Annotated in this window: 13 protein-coding genes; 11 read left to right on the plus strand and 2 right to left on the minus strand. The window is 67.3% G+C overall.

All coding sequences use genetic code 11. The annotated features are described in order from the left end of the window. The 7 genes from hcaC to mhpT all read left to right on the plus strand — a co-directional run bounded on the left by hcaC (position 1) and on the right by mhpT (position 6880). Positions 1 to 321: a 3-phenylpropionate/cinnamic acid dioxygenase ferredoxin subunit gene (hcaC, locus tag V5F53_RS02045; RefSeq protein ID WP_393998803.1), complete on the plus strand. Its 321-nt coding sequence runs from the start codon at positions 1 to 3 to the stop codon at positions 319 to 321. Further along, entirely contained in the window at positions 321 to 1133 is an 813-nt protein-coding gene (gene hcaB, locus V5F53_RS02050; RefSeq protein WP_393998804.1) for a 3-phenylpropionate-dihydrodiol/cinnamic acid-dihydrodiol dehydrogenase, read from the plus strand. The genes hcaC and hcaB overlap by 1 nt, the downstream gene beginning before the upstream one ends. Before the next feature lie 51 nt (positions 1134 to 1184). Further along, the gene (locus V5F53_RS02055) at positions 1185 to 2129 is read left to right on the plus strand and encodes a 3-carboxyethylcatechol 2,3-dioxygenase (RefSeq protein ID WP_393998805.1); all 945 of its coding nucleotides are present in this window, start codon (positions 1185 to 1187) and stop codon (positions 2127 to 2129) included. A 12-nt stretch (positions 2130 to 2141) separates the two neighbouring features. Further along, positions 2142 to 3401, plus strand: coding sequence for a 3-phenylpropionate/cinnamic acid dioxygenase ferredoxin--NAD(+) reductase subunit (gene hcaD / locus V5F53_RS02060; protein ID WP_393998806.1), 1260 nt, complete (start codon positions 2142 to 2144; stop codon positions 3399 to 3401). 121 nt (positions 3402 to 3522) lie between these two features. Continuing rightward, complete coding sequence (locus V5F53_RS02065) at positions 3523 to 4464, plus strand: acetaldehyde dehydrogenase (acetylating) (RefSeq protein ID WP_509212829.1); 942 nt, start codon at positions 3523 to 3525, stop codon at positions 4462 to 4464. Continuing rightward, complete coding sequence (dmpG, locus tag V5F53_RS02070; protein WP_393998847.1) at positions 4464 to 5498, plus strand: 4-hydroxy-2-oxovalerate aldolase; 1035 nt, start codon at positions 4464 to 4466, stop codon at positions 5496 to 5498. Before V5F53_RS02065 ends, dmpG begins: the two co-directional genes overlap by 1 nt. Positions 5499 to 5641: 143 nt before the next feature. Then, a complete protein-coding gene (gene mhpT, locus V5F53_RS02075) occupies positions 5642 to 6880 on the plus strand; it encodes a 3-(3-hydroxy-phenyl)propionate transporter MhpT (protein WP_393996816.1) in 1239 nt (412 codons plus the stop codon). Positions 6881 to 7446: 566 nt separating this feature from the next. Here the strand turns inward: mhpT and V5F53_RS02080 are convergent. Together V5F53_RS02080 and V5F53_RS02085 are read right to left on the minus strand one after the other, a co-directional pair. After that, positions 7447 to 10608, minus strand: a complete 3162-nt coding sequence (locus tag V5F53_RS02080) for an efflux RND transporter permease subunit (protein WP_393996817.1) — start codon at positions 10606 to 10608, stop codon at positions 7447 to 7449. A gap of 30 nt (positions 10609 to 10638) precedes the next feature. Next, positions 10639 to 11814: an efflux RND transporter periplasmic adaptor subunit gene (locus V5F53_RS02085; protein ID WP_393996818.1), complete on the minus strand. Its 1176-nt coding sequence runs from the start codon at positions 11812 to 11814 to the stop codon at positions 10639 to 10641. 1145 nt (positions 11815 to 12959) lie between these two features. Between V5F53_RS02085 and V5F53_RS02090 the strand changes: the two genes are divergently transcribed. From V5F53_RS02090 to V5F53_RS02105, 4 genes are all read left to right on the plus strand, one after another. Next, positions 12960 to 13670, plus strand: coding sequence for a L,D-transpeptidase (locus V5F53_RS02090; RefSeq protein WP_445329444.1), 711 nt, complete (start codon positions 12960 to 12962; stop codon positions 13668 to 13670). Between the two features lie 1321 nt (positions 13671 to 14991). After that, positions 14992 to 15729, plus strand: coding sequence for a spermidine synthase (locus V5F53_RS02095; protein ID WP_393996819.1), 738 nt, complete (start codon positions 14992 to 14994; stop codon positions 15727 to 15729). 559 nt (positions 15730 to 16288) lie between these two features. Beyond that, complete coding sequence (locus V5F53_RS02100; protein WP_393996820.1) at positions 16289 to 17767, plus strand: porin; 1479 nt, start codon at positions 16289 to 16291, stop codon at positions 17765 to 17767. 350 nt (positions 17768 to 18117) lie between these two features. Continuing rightward, positions 18118 to 19428 carry a porin gene (locus tag V5F53_RS02105; protein ID WP_393996821.1) on the plus strand — a complete coding sequence of 437 codons (1311 nt, stop codon included), beginning with the start codon at positions 18118 to 18120 and terminating at the stop codon, positions 19426 to 19428. Positions 19429 to 19484: the final 56 nt, after the last annotated feature.

A 19484-nucleotide genomic window follows, 5' to 3' on the forward strand; every position in this document is an offset into this window, starting at 1 on the left:
ATGGAAAAAGTTCACGTCTGCTCCGCAGCGGACCTGTCCCCCGGCGAGGCACGCCGGGTGGACACGTCGCCCGCCATCGCCGTCTTCAATCTCGCCGGGGAATTCTATGCCCTGGCCGATCTGTGCAGCCACGGCAACGCTTCCATGTCCGAAGGGTACCTGGAGGATGACTGCACGGTGGAATGCCCCGTGCACACCGCCCGCTTCTGCCTGAAGACGGGCAAGGCCCTCACCCAGCCCGCCACCGTCGACCTCGCGACCTTCGCGGTGGAGGTGGAGGACGGCGAAATCTATGTGCGCCTGCCCGGGGCGGCCGCGTGATGGGCGCGCTCGAAGGAGAGGTCATCCTCATCACCGGCGGCGGGTCCGGTCTCGGCCGCGCTTTGGTGGAGCGCTTCGTGGCGGAAGGCGCCCGCATCGGCGTGCTGGAGCGCTCCGCCGAGAAGGTGGCCCAGCTCCAGGCGGATTTCCCCGCCGCGGTGGTGGCGGTCGCCGGCGACGTCCGCAGCATGGCGGACAATCAACAGGCGGTCCAGCAGACCGTCGCCCGGTTCGGGCGCCTGGACTGCTTCATCGGCAACGCCGCGGTGTGGGACCACGGCGCGCGTCTGGTGGACATCGCGCCGGAACGTCTGGCGGAAGCCTACGACGAGCTCTTCGCCATCAATGTGAAGGGCTATCTGCTGGGCGCGAAGGCGGCGGCGGGGGAGCTGGTGCGGTCCGAGGGCAGCATGATCTTCACCCTGTCCAACTCCGCCTTCTATCCCGGCGGCGGCGGCCCGCTCTACACCGCCTCCAAGCATGCGGCGGTGGGGCTGGTGCGCCAGCTCGCCTATGAGCTGGCGCCGAAGGTGCGGGTGAACGCGGTGGGGCCGAGCGGCATGGCGAGCGACCTGCGCGGCCCCGAGGCGCTTGGCCAGCAGGACATGCGGATCATGGATTCGCGCAGTCCCGATGCGATCCGCGCCATCCTGCCGCTCCAGTTCTTCCCGGAGCCGAAGGACTTCACCGGCCCCTACGTTCTGCTCGCCTCGCGGGCCAACAACCGCACCCTCTCCGGGGTGCTCATCAATGCCGATTGCGGCCTTGGCATCCGCGGCATCCGCCACGTGGCGGGGGGCCTCGATCTCTGACCAAGCAATGACAAGGCCCGCGCCGAACGCGGCCTGGGGAGGACGTTCGCCATGTGCATCAAGCTCATCTGTGTCTCGCACAGCCCGATGATGGATTTCATCCACCCCGAGCCGGCGGTGGAGGCCGCCGCGCGCGGCATGTTCGCCACGCTGGCGAAGGAAGTGGAGGCCTATGACCCCGAGCTGGTCGTGGTGTTCGCGCCCGATCATTTCAACGGCTTCTTCTACGACCTGATGCCGCCCTTCTGCCTCGGCCTGCGCGCCCGCTGCGCCGGCGACTGGGACATCGGCGAGGGTCCCCTCGACGTGCCGGAGGCCCTGGCGCTCGACCTCGTGAAGGCTGTCCAGGCCGAGGATGTGGACATCGCCTATTCCTACCGCATGCAGGCGGACCACGGCTTCACCCAGCCGCTGGAACTGCTCGCCGGGAATGTGGGGCGCTATCCCGTCATCCCCATCTTCATCAACGGCGCGGCGAAGCCGCTCCCGCCCTGTCGGCGGGTGCTGAAGCTGGGGGAGGCAGTGGGACGCTTCCTCGCCCAGCGGCCAGAGCGCATCCTGGTGGTCGGCTCGGGCGGCCTGTCCCATGATCCGCCCACCCCGCAGTTCGGCTCCGTGCCGCCGGAGGTGGAGGAGTTCCTCATCGCCGGGCGCAACCCCACGCCGCAGGCGCGGCAGGCGCGGCAGGAGCGGGTCTTGAGCAACGGCCGGCTGCTGGCCGAGGGCAAGGGCTCCTCCCAGCCGCTCGACGCCGATTGGGATCGCGGTCTTCTGGACACCTTCGTGAGCGGTGATCTCGAACGCTTCCGCACCATGAGCGACGAGGAGATCGGACGCCGGGGTGGCCGTGGCGGCCATGAGATCCGCGCCTGGATCGCCGCCTTCGCCTGCCTGAAGGCCGCCGGGGCCTATCGCGCCGAGACCCGCTATTACCATCCCATCGACGAATGGATCGCCGGCATGGGCATGGTGAGCGCCGAAACCCTCGCGGCCTGAGGGGGGCGCATCATGAACGCGCCAGCAAACGCCGGCCCCCGCGATGCCGGGCCGGTTCACGTGGTGGTGGGCGGCGGCCAGGCCGGCGCGGCGGCGGTGACCGCCATGCGCGCGGCGGGCTTCACCGGACGCATCATCCTGGTGGGAGCCGAGCCCCATCTGCCCTACGAGCGCCCGCCCCTGTCCAAGGAGGTGCTCGTGAAGCCGGAAAGCGCGCGCCTCGTCCTTCACCCCGAGAGCTTCTATGCGGAGAAGGCGGTGGAGTGCCGCTTCGGCGAGGCCGCGTGTCATCTCGATCCGGAGGAGCGCCGCCTGGAGCTCGTCTCCGGTGACGCCGTTCACTTCGACAAGCTCCTGCTCGCCACCGGGGCGCGGGCCCGCGCCTATCCGCTGCTCGACGCGCTGGGGCCGGCGGCGCACACCCTGCGCACCATCGACGACGCCACCGCGCTGCGCGGCCATATCTGGCCCGGCCGGCACCTGTTGGTGGTGGGCGGCGGCATCATCGGACTGGAGGTGGCCGCCAGCGCGGCGACCATGGGGGCCCGGGTCACCGTCATCGAGCGTGGCGGCCGCCTCATGGCGCGCGGCACGCCGGCCCCCATGGTGGACATGCTGCGCGCGCTGCACCTGACGCACGGTGTCGTCTTCGAGCTCGGCGCCGAACTGACGGACGCCGCGCAGGGGCCGACCGGCGAGGTCACCTTGAAGGCCGCCGACGGCCGCGTCTTCACCGGCGATGTGGTGGTCTACGGCATCGGGGTGGAACTGAATGCCGACCTCGCCATAACCGCCGGCCTGAAGGTCGAGGACGGCATCCTGGTCGATGAATATGGCCGCACCAGCCATCCGGACATCTTCGCCGCCGGCGATGTCGCGCGGCAGTGGAATCCCGCGCGCGGCGCGCATCTGCGCTTCGAGACCTGGGACAATGCGCAAAATCAGGGAACCGGGGTCGGACGCGCCATGGTGACGGGCGAGCCCTGTGGCTTCGAGGTGCCGTGGTATTGGACCGACCAGTATGGCCACAATTTCCAGGTGGCCGGGACCCATGAGGCCGACGAATGGCTGCCGCGCGGCGATCCGGCGGCCCTGAAATGCACCCTGCTCGGCCTCAGGGACGCCGTGGTGGTGGGGGCGATCACCGTGAACAACGGGCGCGAGATGCGTCCGGCGCGCGCCATGATCGCCAACGGCTTCAAGATCACCGACCGCGACGGCCTCGCGGACCCCAAGGCCGACCTTCGCAAGCTGGCCGAGGGCCGGCGCTGAGCCGGCGCGAGCCGCGACGCCACGCGGACCGGGGCCGCTCCGGCCTCGCGGACCGGGGGACCGACGAAACGGCATCATCGCGCGGCTGCGCTCGAAGGCGCACTCCAGGGAGAGGGAACATATGGCAAAGATCAAATCAGCGATCATTGGTTCGGGGAATATCGGGACGGACCTGATGATCAAGATCATGCGCACGTCGCGCCATCTTGAGATGGGGGCGATGGTGGGCATCGATCCGAAGTCGGACGGGCTGGCGCGGGCGGCGCGGCTCGGCGTGCCGGTGACCCATGAGGGGATCGAGGGGCTGCGGGCGATGCCCGGCTACGGCGACATCGGCGTGGTGTTCGACGCCACCTCCGCCGGCGCCCACATCCGCAACAACGCGCTGCTGCAGCAGGACGGCAAGAAGGTCATCGACCTCACCCCGGCCGCGCTCGGCCCCTTCACCATCCCCGCCATCAATGGCGACGCCAACATCGATCAGCCCAACGTCAACATGGTCACCTGCGGCGGCCAGGCGACCATCCCCATGGTGTATGCGGTCAAGCGCGCCACCCGGCGCCTGATCTATGGCGAGATCGTCGCCTCCATCTCCTCGCGCTCGGCCGGCCCCGGCACCCGCGCCAACATCGACGAATTCACCGAGACCACCTCCAAGGCCATCGAGGTGCTGGGCGGTGCCGAGCGCGGCAAGGCCGTCATCATCCTCAATCCCGCCGAGCCGCCGCCGATCATGCGCGACACCGTCTTCACCCTCAGCCAGGGCGGCGACCGCGACGCCATCGCCGCCTCCATCGAGGAGATGGCCGCCACGGTCCAGAAATACGTGCCCGGATACCGGCTGAAGCAGAAGGTGCAGTTCGAGGAGATCGGCAACAACGCGCCCGTGCGCATTCCCGGCATCGGCTATTCCAGCGGCCTCAAGACCACCATCCTGCTGGAGGTGGAGGGCGCCGCGCACTACCTGCCCGCCTATGCCGGCAATCTCGACATCATGACCTCGGCCGCCCTGGTCACCGCCGACCACTGGGCCGCCAAGATGCTCGCGAAGGAGGCCGCGTGATGGCCCGCCCCAACCCGGACAAGATCTACATCCAGGACGTGACCCTGCGCGACGGCATGCACGCCGTGCGCCACCAGTACGCCCTCGACACCGCCCGCGCCATCGCCCGGGCGCTCGACGCGGCCAAGGTGGACGCCATCGAGATCACCCATGGCGACGGCCTCACCGGCTCCACCTTCAACTACGGCTTCGGCGCCCATGACGATGCCGAATGGATCGCCGCGGTGGCGCAGGTGTGCACCCACGCGGTGCCCACCGTGCTGCTGCTGCCGGGCATCGGCACCGTGCACGACCTGAAGGCGGCGCATGCCGCCGGCGCCCGCTCGGTGCGCATCGCCACCCATTGCAGCGAGGCCGACGTCTCGCGCCAGCACATCGAGGCCGCCCGCGCCCTGGGCATGGACACCGTCGGCTTCCTGATGATGGCCCACATGCTGGAGCCGGCGCAGCTGGTGGAGCAGGGCAAGCTGATGGAGAGCTACGGCGCCGAATGCGTCTACGTGACGGATTCGGCCGGCGCGCTCCTGCCGGAGGACTATTTCGTCCGCGTGCGGGCCATGCGCGACGCGCTGGCGCCGCAGACCGAGATCGGCGTGCACACCCACCACAACCTCACCCTCGGGGTGGCCAATGCGGTGGCCGGCATCGCCGCGGGCGCGGTGCGGGTGGATGCCTCGCTGGCCGGCATGGGCGCGGGCGCCGGCAACGCGCCGCTGGAAGCGCTGATCGCGGTGCTCAACCGCAAGGGCATCGCCACCGGCTGCGACCTCTACGCCCTCATGGACGCCGCCGACGACCTGGTGCGCCCGCTGCAGGACCGCCCGGTGCGGGTGGACCGGGAGAGCCTGGCGCTGGGCTATGCCGGCGTCTACTCCAGCTTCCTGCGCCACGCCGAGACCGCCTCCGGCCTCTACGGCGTCGACACCCGCGAGATCCTGGTCGAGCTCGGACGCCGCCGCATGGTCGGCGGACAGGAAGACATGATCCTCGACGTCGCCCTCGACATCCTCAACGCGCGCAACGCCGCAGAGTAGGGCCGGGCGGAACACGCCGGGCGCGCCTGCCGGAGGGTTTCCGATCGGAAATCCCCGGCCTCGCCCGCCGTCTCGCGCCCGTTTCTCAATAAAAATCAACGCCAAGAAACAGATCAAAACAAGTCAGATGAGGGAGGTTCACCATGGGGAGTTTTCCAGAATCCACGGCGCTTTCGGGCGGGATTGCATCGGAGCGCAATCCCGCCGGCGTCGTCACGATTACACTGTGCTTCCTGGTTGCCATGATGGAAGGCCTGGACCTTCAGGCGCCGGGAATTGCCGCGCTGGGCATGGGTGAGGCGCTGGCGCTCAACAAGCAGGCCATGGGAGAAATCTTCAGCGTCGGCATCCTGGGACTGCTGCCGGGCGCGGCCATCGGCGGCTGGCTCTCCGATCGCATCGGCCGCAAATGGGTGCTGACCGGCGCCGTGACCTTGTTCGGCGTGTGCTCTCTGCTGACCGCCATGGCCTGGGATTACTGGTCGTTGGCAACCTTCCGCCTGCTGACCGGCATCGGCCTGGGCGGGGCCCTGCCGAGCCTCATCGCCATCAGCGCCGAAGCGGTGGCGCCGGACTTCCGCAACCGCGCCGTGGCGATCATGTATGCAGGCGTCCCGGCCGGTGCCATTTTCGCGGCCCTGATCGGCATCGCCGGCTACACCGGCGCCGACGGCAGCTGGAAGATGGTCTTCTGGATCGGCGGCATCGTTCCGCTGCTGATCGTGCCGCTGCTCATCATGTTCCTGAAGGAGTCCGGCGGCGTGACCGCCAGCGCGGAGACGGGTGCCCGCCCCGGAGTCATCGATGGCCTGTTCCGCCAGGGCGCGGCCCTGCCCACGCTGATGCTCTGGATCAGCTACTTCTTCACGCTGATGGTCGTGTATATTCTCATCCAGTGGCTGCCGTTGCTGCTGCGCGACCTCGGCTTCTCCAAATGGGAGGCAAGCTGGACGGTCTTCTGGATGCACATCGGCTCGACCACCGGAACAGTGTTGCTGGGGTGGGTGTCGGACCGCCTGCGCCCCTGGGCCATCACCGCGCTGGTCTATGGCGGCATCCTGGCCGCGCTCACCGGCCTCGGTCTCGCGGATAACTTCATCGTTATGGTTCTGGCGGCGATGGTCGCTGGCTTCTTCGCCGTGGGCGGCCAGGGGGTTCTCTATGCCTTCGCCCCCTCGTGCTATCGCACGGAGGTGCGTGCGACCGGCGTGGGCGCGGCGGTGGCGGTCGGGCGCCTCGGGGCCATGAGCGGACCGCTGGTGGCCGGCAAGGTGCTGGCCATGGGCGGGGGTGCCGCCGGCGTGCTGCTGGGCGTCATGCCGGGTGTGGCCTGCGCCGCCCTCGCCATGTTCATGCTCTCGCGACGCGTCATCCGGCGGTAACCGGACCTGCGATAGCGACGGCGCCGGCGTGAGGCTCGACAACAGGGCCATGCCGGCGCCATTACCGCTGCCATTGAGACACGGACGACCGGATCGCGATCCGCCACTGCCGTACGGCCCGTGTCATGGCGGCGCGGCAACGGCGAGCCGCCGCCGATGCGCGGGGCGCCTCTCCCGCACCGGCCCGCGAGCCTTCGGGCACCGAATGTGCTCTTCGCCATGATGGAGACGCCCCGGGTCCGTGGCGCGGCCCAGATGGCGCGTCCGCGACGGGCGCGAACCCGACCGATCGCGGCAGGCTGGGCAACAGGCGCCACATCGTCCACCAACAGGCCCCGCTTCTCGCCGTTGTCCCGGCCGGCGGCAACCACCACGACAGCACGGTGCCCCTGCCGTCGAAGACGGGCGGCGGCGCCACCCTGACCGACGATTGCAGGCGCCACGGCACGACCGCGCCGCTCATACCATCGATCCCGGTCTTCGACCGGTGCCAAGCGGGTCCGCTCAAGCGCCGCGCGGGCTTGACCAAAGGCCCATGAGCCTGGCTCATGGGCCTTTGGTATCATTCAGCCCGCGGGCCCTTCAACCGCGGTCTCGCCGTGCCCGGCGCGGCGGCGCGTCCCGGGGCGCAGTCCTTCCAGCGTGGCGAAGAAGGCGGGCACGAACAGCACCGCAAGCCCGGTGGAGGCCAGCATGCCGCTGACCACCGCCACGCCGAGCGACACCCGCGCCCCGGCGCCGGCGCCGGACGCCACCGCCAGCGGCAGCATGCCGAGGATGAAGGCGAAGGAGGTCATGAGGATGGGCCGGAAGCGCAGCCGCGCCGCCTCCACCGCGGCCGCTCCCGCATCCAGGCCGTCGTGGTTGAGCTCCCGCGCATATTCCACGATGAGGATGGCGTTCTTCGCCGCCAGCGCGATGAGCAGCACGATGCCGATCTGGGTGTAGAGATCGTTCGGCATGTCCAGCGCCTTGAGCGCGATCACCGTGCCCAGCAGCGTCAGCGGCACCGAGAGGATGACCCCCAGCGGCTGCACCCAGCTTTCATACTGGCCCGCCAGCACGAAATAGACCAGCAGCAGCGCGACGCCGAACACATAATAGAGCTGATTGCCGACGGCCCGCTCCTGATAGGACATGTCTGTCCACGCCGTGCCCATGGTGGGCGGCAGGGTGCGTCGCGCCACCTGCTCCATCAGGTCCAGGGCCTCGCCGGAGCTGTAGCCCGCGGCGGCGGCGCCCATGATGCTGGCGGCCGGATACAGATTATAGAGCGTGATGAGCGGCGGCCCGACCTCGTCGACGATCCGCGCCAGCGTGCCGAGCGGCACCATCGTGCCGTCCTTGCCCTTCACCTTCAGCTTCAGGATGTCCGCCGGCTCCAGCCGATAGGCGGCATCGGCCTGCACATAGACCTGGAACACCGTGTTGAACGTGTTGAACTGGTTGACATAAGACGAGCCGACATAGGCCTCCAGCGCCTGGAACACGGCATTGACGGTGACTCCCAGCCGCTCTGCCTTCACCCGGTCCACGTCCAGGCGCAACTGCTTCACTGCGCCCTGGAAGGTGGAAACCACATGGGACAGGCTGCTCTGGGTGCCGGCGGTCTCCGCCAGCAGGTCCGCCGCCTCCTGAAGGGCGGTGAAATCCGATGAGCCGTCGCGCATCTGCGTCATCATGGTGAAGCCGGACGCATTGCCGATGCCCTGAATCGGGGGCGGCAGCATCACCTGCGCCACCGCCGTATCCATCTCATTGAGCGCCGCCTGCGCGCGGGTGCTGATGCGCGCCAGGCTGAGGGCCTCGGTCTGGCGCGCATCCCAGTCCTTGAGCACCACATAGAGCATGCCGGCGTTGTAGAGGGTCGCGTTGTTGTCCACCGGGGAGATGCCGGCCACGCCGATGACGGTGTCCACCCCGTCCACCGCCCGCACGCGTGCGACCGCGTCGTCCACCACCTTCGCGGTGCGCTGGGCGGAGGCGGAATCCGGCAGGCGGACATTCACGATGAAGTAGCCCTGGTCCTCGGCCGGCAGGAAGCTGGAGGGCACCTGCGAGAGCCCCCAGAAGGCGACGCCGATGAGCCCCAGGCCAGCGAGCGTGGTGAGCCGGGCGTGGGCCACCAGCCGCCCCACCAGCGCGACATAGGCCCGCTCGCACCGGGCATAGCCGGCGTTGAACGCGCGATAGACGCGGTTGCGCCGCTCGGGCGGCGTGGCGGGCCGCAGCCAGAGGGCGCATTGGGTGGGCTTCAGCGTCACCGCGTTCACGGCGGAGATCAGCGCCGTCGCCGCGATCACCAGCGCGAACTGCTGGTACATCTTGCCGGTAAGCCCGCCCAGCATGGCGGCGGGCAGGAACACCGCCATCAGCACCAGCGTGATGCCGATGATGGGGCCGGTGAGCTGCGACATCGCCTTCACCGCCGCGTCCCGGCTGGACAGGCCCCGCTCCATGTGGCTGGCCACGCCCTCCACGATGACGATGGCGTCGTCCACCACGATGCCGATGGCGAGAACCAGGGCGAACAGGCTGGTGGTGTTGACCGTGTAGCCCATCGCGGCCATCGCGGCGAAGGCGCCGATGATGGTGACCGGTACCGTGGTGGCCGGCACCAGCATGGCCCGCCAGTCCTGCAGGAACAGCAGGATGACCGCCAGCACCAGCACGGCGGCGATGGCCAGCGTCTCATACACCTCGTCGATGGAGGCGACGACGAACTTGGTGCTGTCGAAGGAGACCTTGTAGTCCAGTCCCTGCGGGAAGCTTTTGGCGAGCTCCGCCATGCGCGCGTCCACGCCTTGTGCCACGGTGAGCGCATTGGCCCCGGACAGCTGGGAAATGGCGATGGCGGCGGAGGGCTTGCCGTCCAGCGTCGCCGTGGTGCCGTAGGAGGCCGCGCCCAGTTCCACCCGGGCGACATCGCGCACCCGCACGATGCGCCCGCCGCCGCCATCCAGCGCCTTCACCACGATGTTCTCGAAGTCCGACACCGCGCTGAAGCGGCCGGTGACATTGAGGACGTACTGGAAATTGGCCGTGGGGGGCGAAGGGGGCGCGCCCACGAGGCCGGCGGTGACCTGCGTGCTCTGCTGCGAGATGGCGGTGATCACATCCTCCGGCACCAGCCCATAGGCCTGCATCCGCTCCGGATTCAGCCAGATGCGCATGGCATAGTCGCCCGCGCCCAGCACTGTCACGTCCCCCACCCCCGGCAGGCGGGCCAATTCGTCCTTGAGGCTTATGGTGGCATAGTTGGAGAGGAAGAGATTATCGAACCGCCCGTCCTGCGAATACAGGTTCACGAATTGCAGGATGGAGGTGGACTTCTTCTTGACGCTCAGCCCCTGGGTGGACACCGCCGACGGCAACTGCGCCTCGGCCAGCGAGACGCGGTTCTGCACCAGGATCTGCGCGGTGTCCGGGTTGGTGCCGATCTCGAAGGTGACGACCAGCGTATAGCTGCCGTCGCTGCTGCTGGTGGACTGCATGTAGATCATGCCTTCCACCCCGTTCACCTCCTTCTCGATGGGCAGGGCCACCGTATCCATCACCGTGCGGGCGCTGGCGCCGGGATAGGTTGCGGTGACCTGGACCGTCGGCGGCACCACGTCGGGATATTGCGAGATGGGCAAGGTGAGCAGCGAAAGCACGCCCACGAAGACGATGACCAGCGCCAGCGTGTTGGACAGCACCGGCCGCTCGATGAAAAAGCGGGAGAACATAGGCGTCGCTTTCGAAAATTGCCGATGGCATCAACGCGAGGCGGAAGGAGCGGCAACCTCGGCATTCTCCTTCGGTGCGAGGCCCGCCGGCAGGCCGGCCATGGCGCCGGCCACCGGCGTTACCGTGTTGCCAACCACGGCGCGCTGGATCGCGCCGACAACGACCCTGTCGTCCGCCGAAAGCCCGCCGGTGATGACCCGCAGCTGGCCTTCCACCGGGCCTGTGGTCACCGGCCGCTGCTCCACCACATTGTCCTTGCCGATCACCTTCACATAGCTGCCGGCCTGATTGGACAGCACTGCCGTGTCGTTGACGAGCAGCGCGTTCTCGATGCCGCCCACCCGCAGGCGGACCCGCACGAACAGGCCGGGAACCAGGGATATGTCCGTATTCTCCAGCACCGCGCGCATTTCCAGCGTTCCGGTCTGCGCGTCCACCTGGGGCGCGACATAGTCGACCCGCCCCTCGTAGGCCTCTGCCGCGCCGGAGGAGAGCAGGACCTCGACCGGCATCTCAAGCTTGTCCCCGCGCAGGCTTTTCAGGGTCTTCCCCGCCTTGGCGAGGCTGTCGCGCAGCTCGATCTGCTGCTGCTCGGTGATGTTGAAATAGACCAGAAGAGGGCTCACCTGAAGAATGCGCGCCAGCTTCGTGGGGCCGGAAGACCCCACGAGCGCGCCCACGTCCACGAGATGCCGTGTCACCACCCCGTCGAACGGCGCGGTGACGGTGGTGTAGGCGAGCGAGGCTTCCGCGAGCTTCAGGGCAGCCTCGGCGGAGGAGACGTCCGCGTTGGCGGTGGCCAGCGCGGTCTGCGCGTCCTCCACCTTGCTTTGGCTCGCGACCTGCCGCTCCCCCAGCGCGGCTTGCCGGTCATTTCCGCGCAGCGCATTGGCGGCGGTGGCCTGGGCGGATTCCAGCCGGGCCTGCTGTTGCTCCACCTGCGCCTGATATTGCGTCTTCTCGATCTCGAACAGCACGCGGCCCTTTTTCACAGCCTCGCCATCGACATAGTTGATGGCGGTGAGGTAGCCTTGCACCCGCGCGTCCAGGTCCACCGTGGCCGAGGCGGCGGTGTTGCCGGTGAACTCAACATAAAGCGGAACTGTCGCCACCATGGGCTGGGCGACGGTGACCTTCACGGGAGGCGGCGCCACATAGCTGTTGTCGTCATTGCAGGCGCTCAGAAGGAGCGTCGCCGCCACCATCCCGACGGCCGCCCGGACACGCGGGCGCAAACACCGATGAACGCAGATCATCCGACTCCATCCGCCAATGATTATCACCATTTTGTATTTTATATTAGAATGTAATTATTTCATTTTCAATAAATCGTCCCGTGAATGAAGAAAATTTATCGCAATGGAGTACGGGCGCACTTAAATTCCAAATAAAATTCTGGCAACTTATATTTTATAACCCCAGGCGTGGGTCCCGGCCATGGAGGGCTGACCCCGTGAGACCAAAGGCCTGTGAGCGGGACTCGTGGGGGCTCGGGTCAAGCCCGCGCGGCGCTTGAGCGGACCCGCGTGGCACCGGCTGAAGACCTCGGCCGATGGTATGACGTGGCTGGTGTTGAACATAGGTTGCAGGGCCATCATTCCAGAATACTGGGTGCGGAATTCGGACCTGCCCTGGCTGGAACACGCGCGGCAAGCAGGGGTCTATGACCGCCGGGTGATCCACGACAGCATCCATATGCTGAAGTCCGGGGCGGGCAGCGGAGCGATGCCCAGGCCCGCGAAACCCCGTGCAATCGCCATTGCCCGCCGGGCGGCCAAGGGGGCGGGTTCTTCCACACCTTCGTTGGAACCGGAGGGCCATCCGCGCGGATTCTGGCCGACAGCTCGGTGGTCAAGGCCGACCGCTTGGCCTCTGGCGGCAAGGGCAACGCGCCCGGGCCATCGGCCGTGCGCGCGGCGGTCGCGCGAGCACGGCTCATGGGTTGACCCATGGCGCTCCCGGCCCCGCGTCGCCCCGCTCCACCAGACGCCGCGGGCGCGCATCCTTCAGGGGGCAAGGCTGCGACAGCAAGGTGGCGCTCCGCCAGATGCAGGAGGCATGCTCCCCTGCCGGGCATCCCGTCCGCTCTGGCCTGGAAGGCTGGTCGAATGAGTCGCGGCGCCACCGGCCCGAGTGATGCCATGATCGGCATGTTCTGGTTGACGCTACAGTGAAGCGAGGCTGCGAGACCGGCTGGTGCGCTCGACTTTCGTACATGGCGGGCCCCGCAGCCAGGGCCGGAGCTTGCCAGTTGAGCCCTGTGGCGGCAATCTCCGCCCAGCAAGACGCCCAGCGGGTATGTGCGGCGTATCTTCTCGTCGGGCAAAAGGACATGGGACACAGCCAGATCATGATCATGGATGCTGGAAATACCGCCGCTGGCGGACGTGACGAGTTCGCCGTCCCAGGGTCTCGCTCGGCAGTGCTCAGCCGTCGCTCGTTTCTGTTCGGCTCCGCCATCGGGCTCGGTGCGATCGGGCTGGCCGGTTGCGCGTCGCCCGACGGCATGAGCCTCGCCGAGGCGGAAAAGGTCTACGGGCCGGTGCCAAACGAGAAGTTTCCGATTCCTGCGGCAGATGTCAGAAAGGTCAATCCCAAATATTATCGCCGGACGGTGCGCTACGAAACCAAGGAAGCGCCCGGAACGATTATCGTCGATCCCGGCAACTACTATGTCTACCGCGTCGAAGAAGAGGGGCAGGCCACCCGCTATGGCGCCAATGTCGGCCGCGCCGGCTTCTTGTGGAGCGGTGACGCCTATGTGGGGCGCAAAGCCGAATGGGCGACATGGACCCCCCCAAAGGAGATGATCCAGCGCCAGCCCGAGGCGGCCAAATATGCCGGCGGCATGCCGGGCGGCCTTGAAAACCCGCTTGGCGCCCGCACGCTTTATCTCTATCAGAACGGCGCCTACACGCTCTACACCATCTATGCGTCCAGTGATCCCGAATCCATCGGGACGGGCGTCACAAGTGGCTGCGTCGGTCTTCTCAGCCAGGACATGATAGATCTGTACGCGCGCACGCCGGTCAAGACGAAGGTGGTCGTCCTGCCGGCATAGCCGCGGCCGGTTCCGGCTCCTGCGGAACCCCGCAGGTCTCGCAAGGAGGCTTCCCCCTCCCGGCCGTCTGGTGATGGCGGATAAGGCTGTCCCAGGAGAGGTCGCCAATCCGCCTCCCAAGCGCATGGGGCTGGGGGCGCATGCGCTTGGGCCCCGATATGCGGCGGACGAGGACCTTGCGGTGGATGCCGTCGCGGCGTTTGCCGGGAACGGCGAGGCTGCGGAACAGGCTGACCCGCACCAAGGTGCGCTCGCCCCCTCTATAGACGTGCTGCGGGAACGCTGGTGTCGAACCCACGGCGGGGAGGTGATCCCCGATTTTCCTTCCGGGGCGGCGCAGCTGCTTTTGAACCCCGCCACTGCCGGGCGAGCGTTCACGAGTAGCATTAGCTCAACCTGTCGAGATGGCCGCGCCCGACGATCGAGCTTTCCTCGCGAGAGAGCCGCGCGCAGGAGCGCCGCAGCATTGGGGCAGCGGCTCATACCATCGGCCCCGGTCTTCGACCGGTGCCAAGGGGGTCCGCTCAGGCGCCGCGCGGGCTTGACCAAAGGCCCATGAGCCAAGCCCATGGGCCTTTGGTATAAGGTGGCCCTGTCTTGCCCTTCATGCGAGCGGTGCGGGCCGCCCACACGCCTGCGTCATATGGATTTCATCTTCCGCGTCCGGCTCGCTGCGTTGTCCGGATCGGTTCGGGGCATCGCAGCGCGTGCGCCGAGATGATCCCACCCGTCGGCAGCCCGCCGATATGCGGGAAGGCGGAATTGTGCAGTGCGGAGAGGACGTGTGCCGCGGGTTTCCAGTTTCACGCTTGCGCCTTGTTGATCTCATGGCGAACCTGCGCGGCGCCGCGGACGTGCGGCACGCGACCTGCCTCTGAGCGCCGGATCCCAAGTCGCCTTCGTGTCGGCGGTGGGGTCACGGACGGCGCGCACCGTCCCGCCCGGCTCGCGGACCGCCGCGACCTTCTTTGTGTTCAACCGATTTAGCTGGCCTGGTCCGTCTCCTTGGTCCCGGTGCTGGGACCCGTTTCGGCGAGGCACCATCCTCGGAAGGGCGCCACATAAGTGGAATGTAAAATAAAAATCATTAAATAGTAATGGCTTGCCGCGCTCTCCGCCGGCTCTCTCCGGGCGGCTGGGCCCCTTGGCGAACGACTTGCCGGCGGCCTCCGTTTCCGCTGCATGCCGTGTCCCGTCCAGTGGATTGGCTTCATCACGGATGGCCGGATCTCGCGCCGCGACTGCGCGGCATCGGCGGGCCTTGTTCGTCCGGGCGTGGCGGGCCATAGGCGATGATGCCCATCGTCCGACGAGTTCTCCCATGATTCCCTGGTCCTTGCTCGACACCGCGAAAGTGCCCGATGGCTTTGGCGACCTGCGCCTGATGCGGCGGGGCGACGAATTCTCGATCATGTCCGGCGCCACGGAGCTCATGAACAGCCGCCTGAGCGGCTCCGAGCAGGCGCTGGCCACCCTGGTTTGCGCCCGGCTTGGATCGCGCCGCGCGCCACGCCTGCTCATCGGCGGTCTCGGCATGGGCTTCACCTTGCGGGCGGCGCTGGGTGCCCTGGGGGCGGATGCGGGCGTGGTGGTGGTGGAACTGGTGCCGGCGGTGGTCGCCTGGGCGCGCGGGCCGATGGCGGCGCTGTTCGGCGCCAGCCTCACTGATCCGCGCGTGACGCTGGTGGAGGACGATGTGAGCGCCGCGATCCGCTCCGGCCGCGCCGCCTATGACGCCATCCTGCTGGATGTCGACAATGGTCCGGGCGGGCTGATGCGGGCGGCGAACGACGGCCTCTACGACGCCGCTGGTCTTCAGGCCGCCCGTGCCGCGCTGCGTCCCGGCGGCCTGCTGGCGGTGTGGTCGTCTGCGCCGGACCGTGATTTCACCCAGCGCCTGCGCCGTGCCGGATTCCAGGTGGATGAGGTGAAGACGCGGGCGAACGGCAAGGGCGGCGGGGCCCGGCACGTGATCTGGATCGCCACCGCGCCGGTGGGCGGGCCCAGGCCCATGCCGCGCCCTCTGGCGCGCCGGGCAGGCCATGCCCGCCCCTCGTGACGCGCGAGGCGAGGGGAGGAGGCCGGGAGGCGCCGCCCGCATCCTTCCCTCGCGACGGATGCCGTCCGCGAGTCACCCGATCGGGCGGTGAATCGGCGTCAGTGTGGCGGGCTTCGACCATCCGGCAGGCGCGCTGGAGCCCTGGCTCGGGTATCCCCCCGACGGCCCGCAGCGACCGCCCGACGGGGGCTCCAAGGCCCCCTGACGGCCCCGGGAGTTTAACTTCTTATAAAGCAGAAACAATTGGTTACCCGGGTTTTCCGGGGACTCATCGGAGGTAATATGATGGCGTTTTTCAGCCGTGCCCTTCTTGCAACACCTGCCGGAAAACAGGCTGCGGAGGCCGCCGTTTGGAGTGCTTCCGATTGATCGCTGATCCGCCTTTTGTATGTTGGCTTTGCGACGAAGGGGGGCAGTCCCCGGTCGACCTGATTGCTGCTGACACGTTCGGAAACGGAACTGCGGGAGCGGGATGGGAAACGGGGCAAGAACCTCTCAAACGTGCAATCGCACCGGCGAAGCGGCGCTCGCTCTCTCGGAACAAAACTTGGAGGTCACGATGAAGATGGTGAAGAGCCTTCTCCTCGGCAGCGCGGCGGGTCTCGTCGCGGTGGCTGGAGCCCATGCTGCTGATCTGCCTGTCAAGGCGAAGGCGGTCGAGTACGTCAAGGTGTGCTCCGCTTACGGCGCTGGCTATTTCTACATCCCGGGCACCGACACCTGCCTGAAGATCGGCGGCTATGCCCGCTTCGACACCTATGTGAACGCCGTCGGCACCTTCCGTCCCGACATCGCGACCACCGCTGGCGCGGGCTTCAACGGCCCCGGCGCCGGTGCGCTCGCCTTCCCCTTCCGTGACAACGACGATGCGGACTACCTGACCCGCGCCCGTGGCGTCGTGGACTTCGACGCCCGCACCCAGACCGACTACGGCACCCTGCGTTCCTACGTCCGCTTCGGCGGTGAGTGGAACTCCCAGGCTGGCGCCGGTTCGGGCCCGAACAACGCCTTCTACTTCGAGCGCGCGTTCGTGCAGTTCGCCGGCCTGACCGCCGGTTATACCCAGTCGTTCTTCGAGCTGGGCACCAACTACACGATGACCACGCTGTTCGCCGGCTCGAACACCTGGACCTCGGTCCTGGCCTACACCGCGCAGTTCGGCAACGGCTTCTCGGCCACCATCTCGCTGGAAGACGCCGCCAACCGCACCACCGGCGTGCAGGCGACCACCGCCAGCGGCATCTCGGTTGCCGCCTTCAACAGCAACCCCTTCACCCCGTATCTGACCAGCTACAGCGGCTCGCTCAGCTACTCCAACTACCAGGGCGGCCAGACCGCTCCTGACATCGTCGCCAACATCCGCCTCGATCAGGCGTGGGGCACCTTCCTGCTCTCCGGCGCCCTGCATCAGGTCAATGCCCTCGAGTATTCGCCTCCCGGCGCTTGGGTGGGTGATTCCTCCACCGACAGCTGGGGCTGGGCCATCGGCGCTCAGGCCGAGTTCAAGCTGCCCTTCCTGGCGGCTGGCGACAGCCTCCTCATCCAGGGCAACTACTCTGACGGCGCGCTCAACTATGCCGGCGTGAGCGGCAACGTTCAGGGCACCGCCAGCGGCTGGGGCAAGATCACCGTCGGCTCGAACGGCGGCCTCTCCGGCGCCTACGTGCCGCTGGCCGACGCCGTGCGCACCAATGCCTTCGGCGATTACTCGAAGGTGGAAGCTTGGGCCATCCAGGCTCAGCTGCGTCACTTCTGGACCCCGGGCCTGCGCTCGATCGTCTATGGTGGCTACACCGACATCAACACCCCCGACTCGACCGTCGTGGCCACCACCAGCGCCAACCTGTGGCAGGTCGGTACCGACCTGATCTGGTCGCCGGTGAAGAACCTCGATCTCGGCGCGCAGATCCTCTACACCAAGGTTGAGGCGTCTGACCCGCTGCAGGTCACCTACAACAGCGCCGGTCAGGCGGTCGGTGTGATCGGTGGCTCCACCGACATCTGGTCGGGTGGTATCCGCGCTCAGCGTAACTTCTGATCTTCGTATCAGTCGTATCGAGGAAGAACCCCGGCGGGCAACCGCTGGGGTTTTTCTTTGTCTGCAAATGTTCGTCATTCGGCTGCGGTATAGTTTAGAATAGGAACATAGTAGCGACGCTTCTATTCCATTTGGTGCGGTCTCGGTTAAAAGTAAAAACGACGCGTTCTTGTCCTTCAGTGGACTCCCAAGGGTTTTGAGTTGGGGTGCGCGCCTGCCGTTCGATCCGGGGACGCCGCTCGCGGCGGGGCCGGAGGGCGAGGGTCTCGAAAGTCGCGAGGTCCAGCTTGCCGCCGTGCGCCCTTTGTGGCACACGGTAGATGATATAATATATCAATTGGGGGTCCGATATGAGTCTTGCCCTGCATCTCCCGCGTTTGCGGCTGTTTGGTGCGTCGGGTGTGCTGGCCGCGACCGTTGGGGGGCTGGGCGTGGTGGCGGCGGCGATGCCGGTCCAGGCGGCCGACCTGCTGTTGAAGAAGGCGCAGCCGACCTATCTGAAGCAGTGCCTCTCGCAGGGCGAGGGCTTCTTCTATATCCCCGGCACTGACACCTGCTTGCGCGTGGGCGGCTATCTGTGGGCGGAAGGCTATTACAACACCTATTCCGACTACCCGGCCGAGAACGACAAGACCTATTCCATCGCCACCGGCGGCGTCATCCTCGATGCGCGCACGGAAACGGAATACGGTACCCTGCGGTCCTATTTGGAGACCCGCTTCAAGTGGCGCACCTCCGATCCGTGGTCGGATGGTGTCGCGGCAAAGAACGAGATCGAGGTCTGGAACGCCTACATCCAGTTCGCGGGCTTCACCTTCGGCCACGCTCAGTCGTTCTTCGATTTCTATGCCAATGCCAACGTGCTCGGCACTGATCCGGCGACCATCGGCGATGACGTGCGCCTCAACCTCATCGCCTATACGGCGGAGTTCGGCCAGGGCTTCAGCGCCTCCGTTTCGCTGGAAGACGCGGCGGACCGGAACTCGGGCGTGTCCCCCAACGACCCGGCGGCCGCGAACGTACTGGACGACTACCAGGCCGGCATCCAGGTGCCCGACATCGTCGGCAACCTGAATTATACGGGCGAGTGGGGCCAGGCGCAGATCTCCGGTGCGCTGCATCAGGTGCGCGCGGTCAACTATCTCAACCCGCAGTCCGGCACCACCGACACCTGGGGCTATGCGCTGCAGGCTGGCCTGATGTTCAAGCTGCCGACGCTGGGCGAGGGGGATACGCTCTACCTGCAGGCGGCCTATGTGGATGGCGCGGTGTCCTATCTCGGCCTGCAGGACCCCTCGGGCCAGTATGCGGCGCCGGATGGCTTCCAGGGCCTTGGCGGTGTCAGCAAGGTCAGCGGCTGGAACGCCACCGCCTCGCTGCTCCACAATTGGAACGAGAAGTGGAGCACGGCCGTGTTCGGCGGCTACGCCGCCTATGACTATAACAATTCCGTTGCGGAGGCCGTCTATGGTGCTTCGGGCGGCGAGAACGCCAATGTGGGTGGCTACGTGGGCTTTGCCCCGGTGAAGAATCTGTTCTTCGCTTTGCAGTATGACTTTACCTACAACAAGGCGAACGACTACGTGTACACCGGCTTCGGCGCTAGCCGCGGCTCCACCGATGCCAACCGGGTTCTGCTGTTCGCCCAGCGCGAGTTCTGAGGCGATCAGCACGGTTTCCAGGTGGGACACGACGGGCCGCCCGGGCATATTCCGGG

It is taken from the genome of Xanthobacter cornucopiae, from assembly GCF_043195065.2.
Classification (GTDB): Bacteria; Pseudomonadota; Alphaproteobacteria; order Rhizobiales; family Xanthobacteraceae; genus Xanthobacter.

Excerpts from the sequence above, each read along its gene's own strand:
- V5F53_RS02055 (WP_393998805.1), top strand. The coding sequence starts at position 1,185 with ATGTGCATCAAGCTCATCTGTGTCTCGCACAGCCCGATGATGGATTTC.
- V5F53_RS02085 (WP_393996818.1), bottom strand. The coding sequence starts at position 11,814 with ATGGTGGCGGCGACGCTCCTTCTGAGCGCCTGCAATGACGACAACAGC.
- hcaD (WP_393998806.1), top strand. The coding sequence starts at position 2,142 with ATGAACGCGCCAGCAAACGCCGGCCCCCGCGATGCCGGGCCGGTTCAC.
- dmpG (WP_393998847.1), top strand. The coding sequence starts at position 4,464 with ATGGCCCGCCCCAACCCGGACAAGATCTACATCCAGGACGTGACCCTG.
- V5F53_RS02105 (WP_393996821.1), top strand. The coding sequence starts at position 18,118 with ATGAGTCTTGCCCTGCATCTCCCGCGTTTGCGGCTGTTTGGTGCGTCG.
- hcaC (WP_393998803.1), top strand. The coding sequence starts at position 1 with ATGGAAAAAGTTCACGTCTGCTCCGCAGCGGACCTGTCCCCCGGCGAG.
- mhpT (WP_393996816.1), top strand. The coding sequence starts at position 5,642 with ATGGGGAGTTTTCCAGAATCCACGGCGCTTTCGGGCGGGATTGCATCG.
- V5F53_RS02080 (WP_393996817.1), bottom strand. The coding sequence starts at position 10,608 with ATGTTCTCCCGCTTTTTCATCGAGCGGCCGGTGCTGTCCAACACGCTG.
- V5F53_RS02095 (WP_393996819.1), top strand. The coding sequence starts at position 14,992 with ATGATTCCCTGGTCCTTGCTCGACACCGCGAAAGTGCCCGATGGCTTT.
- V5F53_RS02065 (WP_509212829.1), top strand. The coding sequence starts at position 3,523 with ATGGCAAAGATCAAATCAGCGATCATTGGTTCGGGGAATATCGGGACG.
- V5F53_RS02100 (WP_393996820.1), top strand. The coding sequence starts at position 16,289 with ATGAAGATGGTGAAGAGCCTTCTCCTCGGCAGCGCGGCGGGTCTCGTC.
- V5F53_RS02090 (WP_445329444.1), top strand. The coding sequence starts at position 12,960 with ATGATCATGGATGCTGGAAATACCGCCGCTGGCGGACGTGACGAGTTC.
- hcaB (WP_393998804.1), top strand. The coding sequence starts at position 321 with ATGGGCGCGCTCGAAGGAGAGGTCATCCTCATCACCGGCGGCGGGTCC.